Raw genomic sequence first — 16032 nt, 5'->3', positions numbered from 1 at the left:
TGCACCGTATTTTACTTTAAAAGATGAAACTATGAAGAGGCTAATGTTTTTGGTGGCAGCTGTCTTGGCTTGCCATTCCATGCAGGCACAATATTTCTGCACGACAGAAGGTACAGAACTGCACTATGTGAATTACGATGAAATCGGTCAGAGCACATCGGATGAAACCATGACCGTAAGTAAAGTAGAGAAGGTGGACGGAAAGCTTCAGGCTGCCTACTATGATAAGATTGTCACTACAAAGGCAAAGAACAATACCAGCTATACCTTATTCAACTGGAGCTACGATGGAGCCAATACGGTATGTACGGAAGATTTGATGTACGGTCCGTATGTAGATTCTGATTCCGACCCTGATAAATACAACGAGGCTGCCCGTTTAGGTTTGCTGGAGAAGCTCAAGTTTAAAGGCGACAATTCATTTACTATCAAAGACGGTGCCAAAGGTGGGGAAAGTATTCCTGACCGCTCTTATCAGGTAGTTTGCAATATGTTGAAGAATGAAGTGAATGTGTCTGGTGCAGCTTACATGGGAAATGAAACCATCAGCACTACAGCCGGAAAGTTTGACTGTGTGAAGATTTCTTACCTGCAGCGTACAAAGATTGTGCTGAAAACCACTACACTGCGTGTGACCGAATGGTATGCCAAAGGAGTGGGACTGGTAAAATCAGAAGCATACGATACTAAAGGCAACTTAGACAGCAAGACATTGCTGGTGAAGATTGTAAAGAAATAAAGCAAGCAATTTGTCGATAAAATTCCGGCCCGGAATCTGTTCTTGAGAAAGAAGGATTCCGGGCCGTTTTTTTATATGATTTCGATGCCTTGTTCGGCACACAGTTTCAGACTCAAATCTTTCAGCTTGAATTTCTGGATTTTTCCGCTTCCTGTCATGGGGAATTCCTTTACAAAGAAAATGTATTTGGGAATTTTGTAGCGGGCTATTTTCCCCTGGCAAAACTCACGTACATCAAATTCGTTCATGGTGTATCCTTCGTGCAGGATGATGAAAGCTCCCACTGCCTCACCGTATTTTTTGGAAGGCACTCCGGCCACCTGTACATCCTTGATGCCCGGCATCTTATAGAGGAATTCTTCGATTTCGCGCGGGTAAATATTTTCTCCTCCGCGGATAATCATGTCCTTGATACGGCCCGTAATGCGATAGTTTCCGTTTTCATCTTTTACTCCCAAGTCACCGGAATGCAGGAATCCGTTGGCGTCAATCACCTCAGCTGTAGCTTCCGGATTTTTGTAGTAACCTTTCATGGTGTTATAACCCCGGTTGCACATTTCGCCCTGTACGCCCACCGGACATTCTTCTCCGGTATTCGGGTCGATTACTTTCACTTCCGTGAACTCAAAGTCATGGCCTACGGTGGTGTAACGTACTTCCGGATCGTCGTCAATGCGGCTGTGGGTCATACCCGGTGAAGCCTCTGTCAGTCCATATACGCTGGTAACGCGCATAAACATTTTTTCTTCTACCTGTTTCATCAGTTCCACAGGACAGAGAGAGCCGGCCATGATACCCGTGCGCAGGCTTGACTAGTCGAACATGGGGAACATGGGGTGATGCAGTTCGGCAATGAACATGGTCGGTACGCCGTAAAGAGCTGTACACCGTTCCTTGTGTATGGAAGCCAGTACGAGCAACGGGTCGAAGCGCTCTATCATGACCTGTGTGCAGCCATGCGTCAGGCAGTTCATAGTAGCCAGTACCACACCAAAGCAATGGAATAGCGGAACGCATACACACAACTTGTCGTCAGCTGTAAACTTCATATGCTCACCGGTTAGAAATCCGTTGTTGGCAATATTATAGTGAGTAAGCATGACACCTTTGGGGAATCCCGTAGTTCCGGAAGTGTATTGCATGTTTACCGTATCGTGGCAGCTTACCAGTTTTTTGGCGTTAATCAGTTCCTCATCATCAATGTTGCTTCCTAACAGCAGAATCTCTGCTGTGTTATACATACCCCGGTATTTCTCCTGACCGATGTATACCACATTACGCATGTGAGGGAAACGCTTGCTCTTCATGTGCCCCCGTTCGAATAGCTTCAGTTCGGGCAGCATGGTGTAGGTCATTTCCACGAAGTTGCTGTCCTTTTCTCCGTCTACGATACACAGAGTATGCATGTCGGAGTTTTCGCAGAGGTACTCCAGTTCCGCCTGCTTGTAGTTCGTGTTGACCGTAACGGCCACGGCACCAATTTTGGCGCAGGCATACAGAAATGTCAGCCAGTCGGGCACATTGCGGGCCCAGATGCCCACGTGAGTATCTTTTTTCACACCGATGGCCAGCAAACCTTTGGCCATGTGGTCCACACGCTCGTTAAACTGCTTCCAGGTAAAACGCAGGTTGCGGTCGGAATATACAATGTATTCTTTGTCCGGAGTCACTTCCGCCCAATGCTCCAGCCAGTCGCCTAATGTTCTTTCAGAAAGTTGTAACATGTCGTTGATGATTTGTGTGAGACTTATACCGGGGTGTAGACTACGGCCAGAATTTGTGCAGCCTGTCCTTCGGCGGTGTGTACATGGTGCGGCACGATGGAATCATAATAAATGGTATCTCCTTCTTTCAGGCGATAGTTGCTTTTTCCATAACTGATTTCCAGTTCTCCTTTCAGTACCATGATAAACTCTTCTCCTTCATGTGCCGACAGAAAGAAGTCTTTTTCGTCGTTGGCGTCGATGTCGATGATGAACGGTTCCATGTGACGGTCCACCTTGCTTTTTGACAATGAATGATAATGCATGTGCTGGCGGGCATGCGTAGCGTTGTTTGAAAATCCGATGGTATCGTCCGCTTCGCCTTTGCGGCAGATAACCGGTCCGGCTTCACTGGTCTGGTCGTCCAGGAAAGTACCCAGACGTACTCCCAATGCACGTGCTATTTTAATCAGCGGAGCCAGCGAAGGAATGTCGATGTTTTCCTCAATGCGACTTACCTGTTCCACGGTCAGTCCTGCGCGTTCTGCCAGTTCCTGTATACTTATTTCTTGATTGGTTCGGAGCGATTTTATTTTTTCTCCGATGATGTTGGTGCAATCCATAGTTCTTCTCTTTAGCTTTGATTTACAATAAAAGCGTAAGGGTGTACGCTTTGTTCTTCATAATTCGCAAAGTTAATAAAGTTTCTGTATAAACATACCGAAAAGTAATAAAAAGCATTTTCTTTCGGCCCTTTTCGCACTTTCTGATATTCTTTTTGCAGACAGGTTTCTTGCCGAATGTGTCTGTATTTTAATTTTTTGTACTATCTTTGAGCCGAAATATAATTTAGAATGAGTATGAAGAAGCTTATTTTTGCATTGACATTGATGGGACTTTTAGGCGGCCATGCACCACTTACAGCCTCTCAGCCGGTTCCTGATGCAGCCGGATATATTGTCAAGGTAGGCGATACGGCTCCCGACTTTGAAATGAAGCTGACGGACGGACGCAAGGTGAAATTGTCAGAACTTAAGGGAAAGGTAGTCATGTTGCAGTTTACCGCAAGCTGGTGTGGAGTATGCCGTAAGGAAATGCCTTTTATTGAAAAAGACATCTGGCAGAAACATAAGGACAATACTTCCTTTGCGCTTTATGGAATTGACCGTGACGAGCCGCTGGAACGAGTGAAAGCCTTTGCCAAGCAGACAGGAGTGACTTATCCGTTAGGACTTGATCCGGGAGCAGATATTTTTGCCAAATATGCGGAACGCAATGCCGGAATCACCCGTAACGTGCTGATAGATAAGGAGGGTAAAATCGTGATGATGACCCGCTTGTATAATGAAGAGGAGTTTGCTTCTCTTTGTAAGAAAATAGATGAACTGCTGAAGTGATGAAGAAGTTCTTATGTTTGATTTTGTGTGGCTTGCTGTGCTTCCCTTCGGGAATGACGGGAAAAAAGAAGGGACATTATGAACCGCTGTTTGGAAAGAAATATGCGTCGTATGCGGTAACTTCCAGCTCGTTGAAAGGAGCCACTTTCTATCTTGTCAGCGGACATGGGGGACCGGATCCTGGCTGCATTGGTAAATACCGCGGAAAAGAATTGCATGAAGATGAGTATGCTTACGACATCATTCTCCGTTTGGGACGCGAGTTGATGAAACGTGGGGCAAAAGTGCATTTTATCATTCAGGATGCAAAGGATGGGATTCGTGACCAGGCTATACTGAATAACAGCAAGCGGGAAACTTGCATGGGAAAGGCTATTCCGTTGAATCAGATAGCCCGTCTGCAACAGCGCTGTGATGCAGTGAACCGCATGTACCGGAAGGATAAGAGCAGCTACAAGCGTGCTGTATTTATCCATGTAGACAGTCGGGCCCGGAACAACCAGACCGACGTGTATTTCTATCATGCGCCGGGCAGTTCGAAAGGAAAACGGCTGGCGAGAGAAATCCAGCGGACTTTCCGTGCCAAGTACGACCGCCATCAGCCCAACCGCGGATTCGATGGTACGGTGAGCGAACGTAACCTGTTCGTACTTCGCAACACGACTCCGGTAGCTGTTTTCCTGGAAGTAGGAAATATCCAGAATGCGCAGGATCAGAAACGTCTGGTCATTGCCGACAATCGTCAGGCCTTAGCCAACTGGATAACCTTAGCCATCGAGAAGGATTACCGGAAAAGATAATCTCATAAGTCATAAAAAAAGTCAGGCACTTCAGTGGTTGCCTGACTTTTTTTATATCTGTGAAAGTAGATTGTTTATCGGTTTTTGGCCTTCAGCACTTTTTGTACATTCTGGATTATTTCCGGATTAGCAAGGTCCTTCTTGCCAGTCAGCGTGAAGGCAAAGTTGTCTGCCATGATTTCTTCCGGATGAATGAGATAGTTGGTGTTCTTTCCTACTTGTGTGTAGAAATCTTCCGCTTCATCCAGTGCATAAATGATTGTCTTTCCAGCCTTCTGAATAGGAACAAAATCACCGTTCAAAGGTACAAGTCCCACTTTCAGGTAGTCGAAGAGCGTTTTCCCGTCATAAGGTCTGTCGGTATAAATCACCATGGTGCAGTATTGCTTCTGTCCGCCGATGGTAAACGTGCCGTAACTGTCATATCGGCTGATGTCCGGATTGGAAATACGAATCTCCGCCAAATCGGACGGGAAGATAATTTCTTTTTCAATCACCGTGAATCCGATGACCTTGTAAATGTCTTTCTTGAAGTTGGAATTCTGTCGTGTCAGCAGGTGAAACAACTCATGGGCTACAAGGTATTTCAAATCTGCGTCCGAAGCTTCCTTCAACGCATGCTCGCCGATGGCAATCCAGTTTACGCGGGTGTAAGCCTCTGCATTACCTTCTTCTTTCTGGGTAGTTTTTACAAAGATGATTTCTTTCGGGAAATCGAGGTTGTAACTTTGTTTCTTGATTTCTGCATCCAGGCTTTTCATTGCCTTGTTGATGCGCTCTTTTTCAGTGTCACTCCAGTTGAGTGTCTGTTCCATGGCAAACTGCAACAGCTGTGATTTGCGTCCTTGCGGTTTTTGCAGACGTACGTCAATGTCAAACTGGTTCCAGTTGCGGGTATAGTCATCCAGTTCCGTAATCAGCATTTGTCCTTCGGCACGAGTGGCAAAGCGGAAGATGGAGTTTGAAAACTTGTTACTCTGCGCCCAAGCTGCGATGGTGGTAAAAGCCAGGCAAAATATGAAAGAAAGCGAGTGTTTTAGTGTCATAGTTTTGTTTTTTAGTTACCTGTTATTTTATTCTCAGTGGTAAATATAACGTATTTTTCTGTATTTTTCCTCGCTTTTTATCAAGAAAAAGAAAGAAAAAGAAAAAATAAGACAAATCGCTGGGAGTATTGCTTGCCTGAGAAAAGAGGAAACATGGTTAGGGAACCTTCGTTTGATAAGTGCTGAATGCCGTGGCGTATATGCTTATTTCCTTTTGTCTTTTTTATGTTTCCCGAACGGGAAACTTATGTTTTCCTTGGCGGAAACGTACGTTTTCCTATCGTGAAACATAGGTTTTTGCTGCGCGAAACGTAGAGTGTGTGGTAAGATTTTCAGATAAACTTGGGGTGGTTTTTTCTTTATGTGGAATACAATGCGGGGACGGGTATTTTAGCTTGCACAAAAAACGGACTCACCCGCTGAATTCCAGCACGGTGAATCCGTTTTCTATATAGATAAAGAATCAGTTTATTCCTTGTCTTTCAATGCGTCAAAAATCAGTTTTTCCAGTTCATCAGCCAGTTCCGGATTATCCTGGATGCACTGTTTGGCCGCATCACGTCCTTGGCCCAGCTTGGTGTCGTTGTAGCTGTACCATGAACCGCTCTTCTTGATGATGCCTAATTCAGCTCCCAAGTCGATGATTTCACCGCTACGAGAGATTCCTTCACCGAACATGATGTCGAATTCGGCTTTGCGGAAAGGAGGAGCTACCTTATTCTTTACAACTTTGACACGTACCTGGTTACCGATAACTTCTTCACCGTCTTTCAGCTGAGTAGCGCGACGGATGTCCAGACGGACAGAAGCATAGAACTTCAGGGCGTTACCACCAGTGGTAGTTTCGGGGTTACCGAACATCACACCGATCTTCTCACGCAACTGGTTGATGAAGATGCAGGTAGTGTTGGTCTTGCTGATGGCAGAAGTCAGCTTACGCAGTGCCTGTGACATCAGGCGGGCTTGCAAACCTACCTTGTTGTCACCCATGTCGCCTTCGATTTCAGCTTTCGGGGTAAGGGCAGCTACAGAGTCGATAACAATGATGTCGATGGCCGATGAACGGATCAGCTGCTCGGCGATTTCCAGTGCCTGTTCACCGTTGTCGGGCTGTGAAATCCACAAGTTGTCGATGTCCACTCCTAACTTGGCTGCATAGAAACGGTCGAATGCATGTTCTGCATCAATGAAAGCAGCAATACCGCCTGCTCTCTGTGCTTCGGCAATGGCATGAATGGCCAGTGTGGTCTTACCTGATGATTCCGGACCGTAGATTTCGATGATACGTCCTTTCGGATAACCTCCTACACCGAGTGCGGCGTTCAAGGCGATAGAACCGGTCGGGATGACTTCTACTTCCTGCACGTGGTCATCGCCCATTTTCATGATAGAGCCTTTTCCAAAGCTCTTTTCAATCTTGTCCATGGCGGCCTGCAGGGCTTTCAGCTTTTCGCTGTTATTGGGTTTCGGGGCATTTTCAATGCCACCTTCAAACTCTAATTCGTCTTTTTTTGCCATAAATTACTGTAAGATTTGTGAGGCATGGTCTTTGGTCTTTACTTCTTTAGGAGAAATAATCCGTTCGATAATGCCTTCTTCGTTAATGATAAAAGTGGTACGGAAGGTACCCATGTATTTGCGTCCATACATGCTTTTTTCTCCCCATACACCGAAAGTCTCTACCAGTTTGTGTTCCGTATCGGCAATCAGTGTGAACGGAAGCTGGTTCTTTTCGATGAATTTTTGGTGTGACTTCTCGTCGTTGATGCTGACGCCGATTACTTCGTAACCCGCTTGCTTGAGTTCGGCATAGTTGTCGCGAAGGTTGCAGGCCTGTGCCGTGCAGCCGGAAGTCATGTCTTTGGGATAAAAATAGAGTACGATTTTTTTGCCTGCATAATTGCTCAGGCGGATTTCTTCACCTTTTTCGTTGATTCCCAGTATTTCGGGAGCTTTGTCTCCAATATTCATATCGTAAGGGAAATTTTTAGAAAAAAAGAATCAGGAACGAAGAATGAGTACTCCTTCTTCATTCTTGATTCTTTTTATGATTAAGGTAATGTAATTATAGTTCCAGGTCACCGTCGAATACTTCATGCCAAGGCAATCCGTATTTGTTTAAAGCTTCCATGAATGGATCCGGATCGAACTCTTCTACGTTCCATACGCCCGGACGCTTCCACAATCCTTTCAGGAACATCATGGCACCAATCATGGCCGGTACACCGGTGGTGTAGCTTACGCCCTGCATGCCTGTTTCCTGATAAGCTGCCTGGTGAGAGCAGTTGTTGTATACATAATATGTATGTTCTTTTCCGTCTTTGATACCACGGATGCGGCAACCGATTGACGTTTCGCCTTCGTAGTTCTCGCCAAGGTCTTGCGGGTTAGGCAGTACGGCTTTCAGGAACTGCAAAGGAACGATTTCCATACCGTTGTAGTTGATTGGTTCGATGCTAGCCATACCGATGTTCTGGATTACACGCAAGTGTGTCAGGTATTCCTGTCCGAAAGTCATCCAGAAACGGGCACGCTTGATGGTCGGGAAATTCTTGACCAGTGATTCCAGTTCTTCGTGATACAGAAGATAAGAATCACGCGGACCGATGTTAGGATAAGTCAGGTCTTTGTGGAATTCCAGCGGCTGGGTAGTAACCCATTGTCCGTTTTCGTAATAACGTCCGTTCTGTGTGATTTCGCGGATGTTGATTTCCGGATTGAAGTTAGTAGCGAAAGCCTTGTGGTGATTTCCGGCATTGCAGTCTACGATGTCCAGGTAGTGGATTTCATCGAAATGATGTTTTGCTGCGTATGCGGTATATACTCCACTTACTCCCGGGTCGAATCCGCAACCCAGAATGGCAGTCAGTCCGGCATCTTCAAAGCGTTTTTTGTATGCCCACTGCCAGCTGTATTCAAAGTGTGCCTCGTCTTTAGGCTCGTAGTTTGCTGTATCCAGGTAGTTCACTCCCGCCTGAAGACACGCTTCCATAATCGTTAAATCCTGGTAGGGAAGTGCTACGTTAATAACGATTTCGGGTTTAAAACTGTTGAATAAAGACACAAGTTCATCCACATTGTCGGCATCTACCTTAGCGGTCTTGATGTTGGGGTTACCAATTGCTTTGACAATTGCGTCGCATTTTGACTGTGTGCGGCTGGCAATCATGATTTCAGAAAAGACTTCCGGATGCTGAGCCACTTTGTGTGCAACAACGGTACCTACACCGCCTGCACCGATAATCAATACTTTACTCATTTATTACTTTGAAACTTTAAATGCCCGGTAAACGTTACCGTTCAGTATGCAAAGATAGAAAATAATTCAAAATATGGTGCAGTATTCTGGGGATATACGTATTTTTGTAAATGAACAATTCTTAAAAATGGATTGTTTGTGAATTTATGATTAAGATTAAAAAGGAAAAACAAGTTATGAATAAGAAGTATTTTGCAGCTGCAGCTTTGGCTTGCGCACTGATGAGTTGTGGAACCGGAAAGAATTCGGTAGCAGTGGTAGACTTTACAGGGGAATGGAATATTGTAGAAGTGAACGGAGAAAAGGTGAGTGCGGAAAATGCACCATTCTTGGGTTTTGACAAGGACGGACATCGTTTGTATGGCAATGCTGGATGCAATCGCCTGATGGGAAGCTTTGAATTGGATACCCTGAATGCCGGAAAAGTGAAATTTGGTCAGGTGGCTGCTACCCGGATGATGTGTCCGGATATGACGTTGGAGCAGAATGTGCTGGAAGCATTGAATAAAGTGGCTGGATATGAAACAGTAGGTGAAGATGTAGCATTGAATGATGCGGAAGGTAAGCCGGTAATATTGTTGCAGAAGCGTGAAGTGGCAGAGGTTTCTGTAAACGACTTGAATGGTGCCTGGGAAATTGTTTCTGTAAAAGGCAATCCTGTAGGAGAAGTGGAAAAACAGCCGCAATTGGGTTTCAATGTAGCAGAAAAAAGAGTACACGGTAATGCCAGCTGCAATACGATAAACGGTTCTTTTACACAGGAAGAAGGACAGGCGGCTTCTCTTCGTTTCAGTCAGATGATTTCTACCATGATGGCATGCCCGAACATGGATGTGGAGTCTTCTATCTTGAAAGCTTTGGATGAAGTACGTAGTTTTGAAATCAAGGCAGACGGAACCGTAAGCCTTTTGGGGGCAGACGGAACAGAAGTGCTGTCATTGAAGAAGCTGGCTGAAACAGAAGTCGAGGCTTGATAAATCTGCCGGCTGTAGTATAAGGTCCGAGGAAAAATATTATCTTTGCAGAAAGAAGCATAAACCTTATAATAATATGACTAAAAAAATACTTTTGTTGGGTTCCGGGGAACTCGGAAAGGAATTTACCATTGCTGCCCAGCGTTTGGGACAGTATGTAATTGCGTGTGACTCTTATGCAGGTGCACCGGCTATGCAGGTGGCAGATGCATGCGAGGTATTCAGTATGTTGGATGGAGAAGCTTTGGACCGTGTGGTAGAAAAGTATCGTCCGGATATAATTGTTCCTGAAATAGAAGCAATTCGTACTGAACGGCTTTATCACTTGGAAAAAGAAGGTATACAGGTTGTACCAAGTGCCCGTGCGGTGAATTTTACGATGAACCGTAAGGCTATCCGTGATTTGGCAGCGAAGGAACTGGGACTGAAGACGGCAAAGTATTTTTACGCTTCTTCTTATGAAGAACTGAAGGAAGCTGCCGGAAAGATTGGCTATCCTTGTGTCATTAAGCCGTTGATGTCTTCTTCAGGTAAGGGACAGTCTGTAGCCAAGAGTGAGGAAGACTTGAAGTATTCTTGGGAATACGGATGCAGCGGAAGCCGTGGGGATATTAAGGAACTCATTGTAGAAGAGTTCATTCACTTTGACAGTGAAATTACCCTGCTGACCGTGACACAGAAGGATGGTCCTACCTTGTTCTGTCCTCCTATCGGACACGTACAGAAAGGTGGGGACTACCGTGAAAGTTTCCAGCCGGCTCATATCGCACCGGAGCATTTGGCTGAAGCTCAGCAGATGGCGGAGAAGGTGACTCGTGCTTTGACAGGCTATGGCTTGTGGGGAGTGGAATTCTTCCTGAGCCACGAAAACGGAGTTTATTTCTCTGAATTGTCTCCTCGTCCACACGATACAGGAATGGTTACACTGGCCAATACACAAAACCTGAACGAGTTTGAACTGCATTTATATGCAGTGTTGGGACTCCCGATTCCAGGTATTACACAGGAACATATCGGAGCCAGTGCCGTCATTCTTTCTCCTGTTTCCGGCCAAAAGGCACCGCAGTATAGAGGAGAGGAACTTGTTTGCTCTCAGCCTAATACCTATCTTCGTATTTTCGGAAAACCTACTACCCGCTTGAACCGTCGTATGGGAGTGGTAGTTTGCTATGACAAGAATGACGGTGATTTGGATGCACTGCGTGACAAGTGTAAGTCGCTGGCTGCCAAGGTAGAAGTATATTGAGAATTGATTTATGTCATGAAAATTGCATAAATAAACGAAAAACTTCATTGTTATGTTTTAGAAATATGTTTTAAATACATATATTTGCGCCCGCAAAATTAAACTAAACATAAATGGCAGAAAACAAAACAGTGAAGTATCATATTCCTCACAGAGGGATATATATGTATTCTCATGTACACGAAGGAAAAACTGAAATGATTGTGCTGAATAGCACTGGCTCAGAACAAATTCTGGATAGTGAGTGCTATACTGTCTTGACTAAGGATTCTAAAGAAGGTAGAGATGTTTCGAGTGGGAAAAAGATTGACTTGACAAAGAATCTGGTAATATCTCCTCGTAAATCATTGATTATTGAATTCTGAGAAATGTTTATAAATAAGGAGACTGTCGTGATGCTGAATCGGACAGTCTCCTTATTTTTATACCATATCGTCTCCAGCTTTGGTGTATTTTACGCGAATTGTCTTATGGAACGGTATGAAACGTGAAACAATGGCTATGACCAGTGAGATGACAAACAGATAGCCTAATATATGCTTGAGCGAAAGCAGAAGGCTTTGCTGCTGTAGAGTGGCATAGAGTGTCTGGGTAGCCATTTGTGTAGCTTCTGTATATTCGTGCCCTTGCGCCAGATGCAGTGTGAGGGACTGATTGAACTGGCTGGCAGCCAGCGGGTCGGTCTGACTGATTGTCTCGGACAGGGAGTACATGTATTTTTGTTCCAGCCGGTAGAGGGTATTGCTGTAAAAAGAGGTCGCCAGAATGGGGGCCAGTACCGAACGGAAGCAAATCAGGAAAAAGGCATTGGCCAGCAGGAATTTGGGATTCAGCTCCTCTACGGCGAACAGGGCAAAGGCTATGATGAGTATCAGCATGCCTAACCCTCTTAAGAATACAGGAAGAAAAAGCATCTCGTACGTACTTTCAGGAGAAACCGTGAAATACAATATTCCGAAAAAGGCTGCAAAACAACTCATGCCGCCGGCTATCAGAAAGCGGAAACGCCAACGTTGCCAGCGGAACCACCAGAAGCAGATGAATGCTCCCAATGCATATCCCGGCAACAGATAGATGTAAAGCTGGTACGTGTGTGTACTGTCTACCTTCAGAATGCTGGTCATATAATTGGTCAGCAGGGTGGTAGAGGTACTGAAAAACATGACCAGCATCATGTAGAGGTAACCTACGATGGCTTTAGGCTGGTACAATGGGGCCAGGTTTACATACGGCTGCTTGGAGTGATATTGTTTCCAGATGAAGAAAGCGATTAAGATGGGAGCAATAACCAGATAGAGCCGGATCTTAAAAGAAGACATCCAGTCGAGTACTTTCCCATAGTTAATGACGTACATCAGCATCAGTAATCCAGTGGCGATGACAAGCATTTCCCGAATGTGCAACTCTGAAAGCCGGATGGGCTTAAGCGGCCGGTTGTGACGGAAACAGACGATGACAATCAGAATGGATGCCATGAGCATCATCATCATGAAGTAATACATGTATTGCCAGTTATAGTGATAGGCCAGTTCGGCGGTGACAATCATGGATACTTGTCCTCCGGCAAATACTAACGGGTAGAAATAGGAGTAAAACTCGCTTCGTACATTTTTCGGACTGAAAATCTTGGTTGCTCTTCGGATGAACCATAGCATGAGAAATCCTTTCAGGAAGCCGATAAAGAAACTGCAGATGATGACCAGGTCAATATTTTGCGAACGGGCACATACCCAGCTGAGCAGGAACTGTATGCTCAGGTCAGTCAGTAACAGAAACTTGGACGAAAGGGCATCAAGTACCTTGGGTACGATGGGGTAGGCTATGGCCATTCCGGCCGAAGCAGCATAGTATCCCATGGTGATGTCTTCTGTATTGGTCCCCAGGGTACTGGATACTTCGAGCATACTGCCGGTGTAGGAGCCATTCAGCATGGTTACGGGAAGGATGATAAAGAAGATACATATCATCCCCAACCAGTCGGGAACCCATTGACGTACGGGTACGTCGAGTTGTTTCATGGTCATCATTTGCGTAAAGCTTCAGTTTCTACCATCATTCCGGCTCTCAGATTGTTCATTTCTTCCGGAGTTATGTCTTTCAGGTCAATTCTTACGGGGATACGTTGCTGTACTTTGACAAAGTTTCCGGCAGAATTGTCGGTAGGAACCAGCGAATATTTGGAGCCGGTAGCTTCCGAAATGGCCGTTACAGTACCGTGAAAGACTTTTCCAGGGAGGGCATCTACCTTAATGCGTACTTCTTGTCCGATGTAAATATGGATAATCTGTGTTTCCTTGTAATTGGCTGTCACCCATTTATCCGTATTCCGAACCAGATACGAGATGGTTTGTCCTGCCTGTACATATTGACCGGGTTCCAGGGTTCGGCGTCCCATATAACCGTCATACGGAGCCGTCAGTACGGTATATGACAAATTAAGACGGGCCAAATCCAGGCTGGCTTCCTTGCTCAAGATGGCTGCTTCTGCGCTGGTGGTTCGTCGGGTCGTTTCCGTGAACTGCGACTGAGCCGCTTTTCGCTGTTCTAACAATGCCTGATAGCGGGCCTGGGCTGCTTCGTAAGACGCTTTGGCCTGCTCATACTGCTGTTCGGGCACAGATTCCTCTTTGAGTAGTCTAGCAAAACGGCGGTAGTCCTGCTCCAGCTGCCATAGTTTGGCTTTCGCTTCGGCAATGTTGGCGTCTTGCACGGCGATGTTGGTTTGTGAAGTCTCTATGCCGGAATGAAGTACCTCTTTAGAGCCTTTTACATCCAGCAGGGCAGCTTCCGCCTCTTTCACCTTTATCTGATACTCACGGTTGTCCAGTATCAGCAGTGTATCTCCCTGATGTACATACTGATGTTCTTTGAAGCGCACTTCCTTGATGTAGCCGGAGGCACGGATGTTCAGCGGACTTACGTACTGGTCAATAAAGGCATCGTTCGTAATTTCATAATGAATGTATTTCCAAAAGTAATTGGCCACCCATATCAGTCCGGAGCCGGCAATCAGAATACATAGAAAGTTGAGCAGGATGTTCTGCAGTCTTCTTTTCCGGAGTTTCTTGTGTGTATCTTGTAGCGTCATATTCTTTATAGTTTAGTGAAGTTATAATCTTCCGCAAGCTTTTTGCAGCTGGTAGTAGGTGTAAATGATTCTGGTGCGCGAAGAGGTCAACTGTAGCTCGGCATTGAGCAACACGGAGTTGGCATCCAGCAGGTCGGTGAGTATGGCCAGCTGGTTCATGTAACGGTTTTGCATGATGCGGTAGTTTTCCTGTGCCTGGCGGACCGACAATTCCCAGGCTTCTTCTTCCTGCAAGGCTTCCTTGTGGCGCAGGATGGCGTTGTAAATATCCATCTGCAACTGTTGTTTTTTCAGCTCTTCTTCTTTTTTCTGTACGGCAACCTGAAGCTGGCTTTCCTTGATTTTGTGTCCGTTCTTGAATAAGGAAGAGAGCGGATACGACACGGAAAGTCCGATATTCCAGTTATTGTTGTACAAGTCGGTCATGGTACGCGTGATGGGGCGGGCCAGGGTGTTCGACGCATACAGGTTGATGTTCGGCCTGCGTGAGGCACGGTCTATCTCTATCTGGTTCTGGGCCAGTTCGGTTTCCTTGCGTAGCAGTTGCATGTCTGGTGCCTGCTCGTAGGCTGACAGGAGGTAGTCGTCGTAACTGTCCAGCGGAGTAGCTTGCTGAAGCAGTGTCGTGTCGGGCGTAATAATCGGGTTACGTTCGTTTCCTAACAACAGGTTCAGTTGTTGCGACACGATGTGAATGCTGTTTTCCGTTTCCTGCAGAGACAGCCGGTCATTGGTCAGTTGCATTTCGCTGCGCAATACGTCATTGTTGGTGATAAGTCCCTCTTTCTTCATTTGACGTATATCTTGCAGGCGACGTTCTGATTCTTCGATGTTACGGGTAAGTACAAGATGCTGTTTGAATAAGGTGAAAAGCGTCAGGTACTGGTTGAGTAATCCCAATTTGATGTCGGCCTGATTCGTCATCCGCTGCAGTCTGGCTATTTCGGTTTCAATGTCTGCCTTTTGGATGGAACGGCGGATTTTTCCTCCCTGATAAAGCGGCTGGTTAAAGTCGACCGTATAATTCTGCGACCAGTCCGGGGTATCAGGGTAGGTGGGATTGGAAAGCCCGTTCTGAAAGACCACGGGCTGACCGATGATGCCTCCTTTCAGCCCTATTTCCAAATCAGGGAGCAGGCCGGTTTTGGCATACAATTTCCTTTCATAAGCCATTCTTTCTTTCAGGCTGTCACTCTGCAATTGCAGGCTGCTTTTGATGCCCGATTCGAACAGTTGCTCGACCGACAAGAATAAAGAGTCCTGCTGTGCGTGTGCAGAGACAGCCCCCAACAGACTACCTGTAAAAATCAGTTTTCGGATGATGTTAGAAACCTTCAAGGACATTTTGTACCGTTTTTAATTCAGATAATATCTTTGCCGTTCGTTCGGTAGACAATATTTCTTCTGCATTGGCGTATACCAGATTAAGAATCGGGCGAATCTGGACTTTAAGTGCTTCCCCTTCAGGAGTGAGGTACACCAGCTTGTTGCGTCGGTCATTCGTATCCTCTTTCCGGTAGACATATCCCTTCTTTTCCAGGTTGTTCATCAGATTGGTCAGGCAGGCCTTGTCCTTGGCAGTACGCTCAGCCAGTGCCTGTTGGGTAATGCCCTGTTCATGCCAGAGACTGCTTAAAACTTGAAGCATTTCGAAGGTGATGCCGGCATTATTATCTTTTAGGGTGCGTTGCATGGCACGTCGAAAGGCCATGCGAGTGCGGAAAATTTGTATCATGAGTTCCCGGAACTCGTTTCCTTCTTTCATTTTATGAGGTGATTT

General features: G+C 45.8%; 15 protein-coding genes and 1 pseudogene. 6 read left to right on the top strand and 10 right to left on the bottom strand.

Going from position 1 to position 16032, the window contains the following annotated elements; all coding sequences use genetic code 11:
- The first annotated feature begins 31 nt into the window (after window positions 1–31).
- Window positions 32–739: a TapB family protein gene (locus BACPLE_RS13105; protein WP_040313279.1), complete on the top strand. Its 708-nt coding sequence runs from the start codon at window positions 32–34 to the stop codon at window positions 737–739.
- A gap of 71 nt (window positions 740–810) precedes the next feature.
- Here BACPLE_RS13105 and BACPLE_RS13100 read toward each other — a convergent pair.
- Both BACPLE_RS13100 and BACPLE_RS13095 read right to left on the bottom strand, forming a co-directional pair.
- Window positions 811–2463, bottom strand: a pseudogene (locus BACPLE_RS13100) (AMP-binding protein).
- A gap of 23 nt (window positions 2464–2486) precedes the next feature.
- Entirely contained in the window at window positions 2487–3065 is a 579-nt protein-coding gene (locus BACPLE_RS13095; protein WP_007562773.1) for a helix-turn-helix domain-containing protein, read from the bottom strand.
- A 267-nt stretch (window positions 3066–3332) separates the two neighbouring features.
- Between BACPLE_RS13095 and BACPLE_RS13090 the strand changes: the two genes are divergently transcribed.
- Together BACPLE_RS13090 and BACPLE_RS13085 are read left to right on the top strand one after the other, a co-directional pair.
- Window positions 3333–3839 carry a TlpA family protein disulfide reductase gene (locus BACPLE_RS13090; RefSeq protein WP_394357941.1) on the top strand — a complete coding sequence of 169 codons (507 nt, stop codon included), beginning with the start codon at window positions 3333–3335 and terminating at the stop codon, window positions 3837–3839.
- On the top strand, window positions 3839–4639 hold the full coding sequence (locus BACPLE_RS13085; RefSeq protein ID WP_007562769.1) for an N-acetylmuramoyl-L-alanine amidase family protein: 801 nt from the start codon (window positions 3839–3841) through the stop codon (window positions 4637–4639). The genes BACPLE_RS13090 and BACPLE_RS13085 overlap by 1 nt, the downstream gene beginning before the upstream one ends.
- A 74-nt stretch (window positions 4640–4713) precedes the next feature.
- Here the strand turns inward: BACPLE_RS13085 and BACPLE_RS13080 are convergent, their stop codons facing one another.
- The 4 genes from BACPLE_RS13080 to BACPLE_RS13065 all read right to left on the bottom strand — a co-directional run bounded on the left by BACPLE_RS13080 (window position 4714) and on the right by BACPLE_RS13065 (window position 8944).
- On the bottom strand, window positions 4714–5685 hold the full coding sequence (locus BACPLE_RS13080; protein ID WP_007562767.1) for a hypothetical protein: 972 nt from the start codon (window positions 5683–5685) through the stop codon (window positions 4714–4716).
- Between the two features lie 468 nt (window positions 5686–6153).
- Window positions 6154–7203, bottom strand: a complete 1050-nt coding sequence (gene recA, locus BACPLE_RS13075; protein ID WP_007562763.1) for a recombinase RecA — start codon at window positions 7201–7203, stop codon at window positions 6154–6156.
- 3 nt (window positions 7204–7206) lie between these two features.
- Window positions 7207–7656, bottom strand: coding sequence for a thioredoxin-dependent thiol peroxidase (bcp, locus tag BACPLE_RS13070; RefSeq protein ID WP_007562761.1), 450 nt, complete (start codon window positions 7654–7656; stop codon window positions 7207–7209).
- A 94-nt stretch (window positions 7657–7750) separates the two neighbouring features.
- The gene (locus BACPLE_RS13065) at window positions 7751–8944 is read right to left on the bottom strand and encodes a saccharopine dehydrogenase family protein (protein WP_007562759.1); all 1194 of its coding nucleotides are present in this window, start codon (window positions 8942–8944) and stop codon (window positions 7751–7753) included.
- Between the two features lie 176 nt (window positions 8945–9120).
- Between BACPLE_RS13065 and BACPLE_RS13060 the strand changes: the two genes are divergently transcribed.
- The 3 genes from BACPLE_RS13060 to BACPLE_RS13050 all read left to right on the top strand — a co-directional run bounded on the left by BACPLE_RS13060 (window position 9121) and on the right by BACPLE_RS13050 (window position 11529).
- On the top strand, window positions 9121–9918 hold the full coding sequence (locus tag BACPLE_RS13060; protein WP_040313275.1) for an META domain-containing protein: 798 nt from the start codon (window positions 9121–9123) through the stop codon (window positions 9916–9918).
- Window positions 9919–9937: 19 nt separating this feature from the next.
- A complete protein-coding gene (purT, locus tag BACPLE_RS13055) occupies window positions 9938–11164 on the top strand; it encodes a formate-dependent phosphoribosylglycinamide formyltransferase (RefSeq protein ID WP_259300796.1) in 1227 nt (408 codons plus the stop codon).
- 113 nt (window positions 11165–11277) lie between these two features.
- Window positions 11278–11529 carry a cyclomaltodextrinase C-terminal domain-containing protein gene (locus tag BACPLE_RS13050; RefSeq protein ID WP_007562751.1) on the top strand — a complete coding sequence of 84 codons (252 nt, stop codon included), beginning with the start codon at window positions 11278–11280 and terminating at the stop codon, window positions 11527–11529.
- A 57-nt stretch (window positions 11530–11586) separates the two neighbouring features.
- On the opposite strand, the gene BACPLE_RS13045 is transcribed toward BACPLE_RS13050, so the two are convergent.
- From BACPLE_RS13045 to BACPLE_RS13030, 4 genes are read right to left on the bottom strand one after another with little or no spacing between them, the layout of a single operon-like run.
- Entirely contained in the window at window positions 11587–13191 is a 1605-nt protein-coding gene (locus tag BACPLE_RS13045; RefSeq protein WP_007562749.1) for an MFS transporter, read from the bottom strand.
- A complete protein-coding gene (locus BACPLE_RS13040; protein ID WP_007562748.1) occupies window positions 13188–14252 on the bottom strand; it encodes an HlyD family secretion protein in 1065 nt (354 codons plus the stop codon). The genes BACPLE_RS13045 and BACPLE_RS13040 overlap by 4 nt, the downstream gene beginning before the upstream one ends.
- 21 nt (window positions 14253–14273) lie before the next feature.
- A complete protein-coding gene (locus BACPLE_RS13035) occupies window positions 14274–15596 on the bottom strand; it encodes a TolC family protein (RefSeq protein ID WP_007562746.1) in 1323 nt (440 codons plus the stop codon).
- The gene (locus BACPLE_RS13030) at window positions 15577–16017 is read right to left on the bottom strand and encodes a MarR family winged helix-turn-helix transcriptional regulator (protein ID WP_007562743.1); all 441 of its coding nucleotides are present in this window, start codon (window positions 16015–16017) and stop codon (window positions 15577–15579) included. The genes BACPLE_RS13035 and BACPLE_RS13030 overlap by 20 nt, the downstream gene beginning before the upstream one ends.
- Between the last annotated feature and the right edge of the window lie 15 nt (window positions 16018–16032).

This window comes from Phocaeicola plebeius DSM 17135, assembly GCF_000187895.1.
Taxonomy (GTDB): Bacteria; Bacteroidota; Bacteroidia; order Bacteroidales; family Bacteroidaceae; genus Phocaeicola; species Phocaeicola plebeius.
The sequence above is the reverse complement of the archived record's forward strand: the minus strand, read 5'-3'. Positions and strand labels throughout refer to the sequence as shown.

What these genes read in the sequence shown, in the direction of transcription:
- recA (WP_007562763.1), bottom strand. Translation starts at nt 7,203, where the DNA reads ATGGCAAAAAAAGACGAATTAGAGTTTGAAGGTGGCATTGAAAATGCC.
- BACPLE_RS13035 (WP_007562746.1), bottom strand. Translation starts at nt 15,596, where the DNA reads ATGTCCTTGAAGGTTTCTAACATCATCCGAAAACTGATTTTTACAGGT.
- BACPLE_RS13060 (WP_040313275.1), top strand. Translation starts at nt 9,121, where the DNA reads ATGAATAAGAAGTATTTTGCAGCTGCAGCTTTGGCTTGCGCACTGATG.
- BACPLE_RS13040 (WP_007562748.1), bottom strand. Translation starts at nt 14,252, where the DNA reads ATGACGCTACAAGATACACACAAGAAACTCCGGAAAAGAAGACTGCAG.
- BACPLE_RS13045 (WP_007562749.1), bottom strand. Translation starts at nt 13,191, where the DNA reads ATGATGACCATGAAACAACTCGACGTACCCGTACGTCAATGGGTTCCC.
- BACPLE_RS13095 (WP_007562773.1), bottom strand. Translation starts at nt 3,065, where the DNA reads ATGGATTGCACCAACATCATCGGAGAAAAAATAAAATCGCTCCGAACC.
- BACPLE_RS13085 (WP_007562769.1), top strand. Translation starts at nt 3,839, where the DNA reads ATGAAGAAGTTCTTATGTTTGATTTTGTGTGGCTTGCTGTGCTTCCCT.
- BACPLE_RS13080 (WP_007562767.1), bottom strand. Translation starts at nt 5,685, where the DNA reads ATGACACTAAAACACTCGCTTTCTTTCATATTTTGCCTGGCTTTTACC.
- BACPLE_RS13090 (WP_394357941.1), top strand. Translation starts at nt 3,333, where the DNA reads ATGGGACTTTTAGGCGGCCATGCACCACTTACAGCCTCTCAGCCGGTT.
- BACPLE_RS13030 (WP_007562743.1), bottom strand. Translation starts at nt 16,017, where the DNA reads ATGAAAGAAGGAAACGAGTTCCGGGAACTCATGATACAAATTTTCCGC.
- BACPLE_RS13050 (WP_007562751.1), top strand. Translation starts at nt 11,278, where the DNA reads ATGGCAGAAAACAAAACAGTGAAGTATCATATTCCTCACAGAGGGATA.
- BACPLE_RS13105 (WP_040313279.1), top strand. Translation starts at nt 32, where the DNA reads ATGAAGAGGCTAATGTTTTTGGTGGCAGCTGTCTTGGCTTGCCATTCC.
- bcp (WP_007562761.1), bottom strand. Translation starts at nt 7,656, where the DNA reads ATGAATATTGGAGACAAAGCTCCCGAAATACTGGGAATCAACGAAAAA.
- BACPLE_RS13065 (WP_007562759.1), bottom strand. Translation starts at nt 8,944, where the DNA reads ATGAGTAAAGTATTGATTATCGGTGCAGGCGGTGTAGGTACCGTTGTT.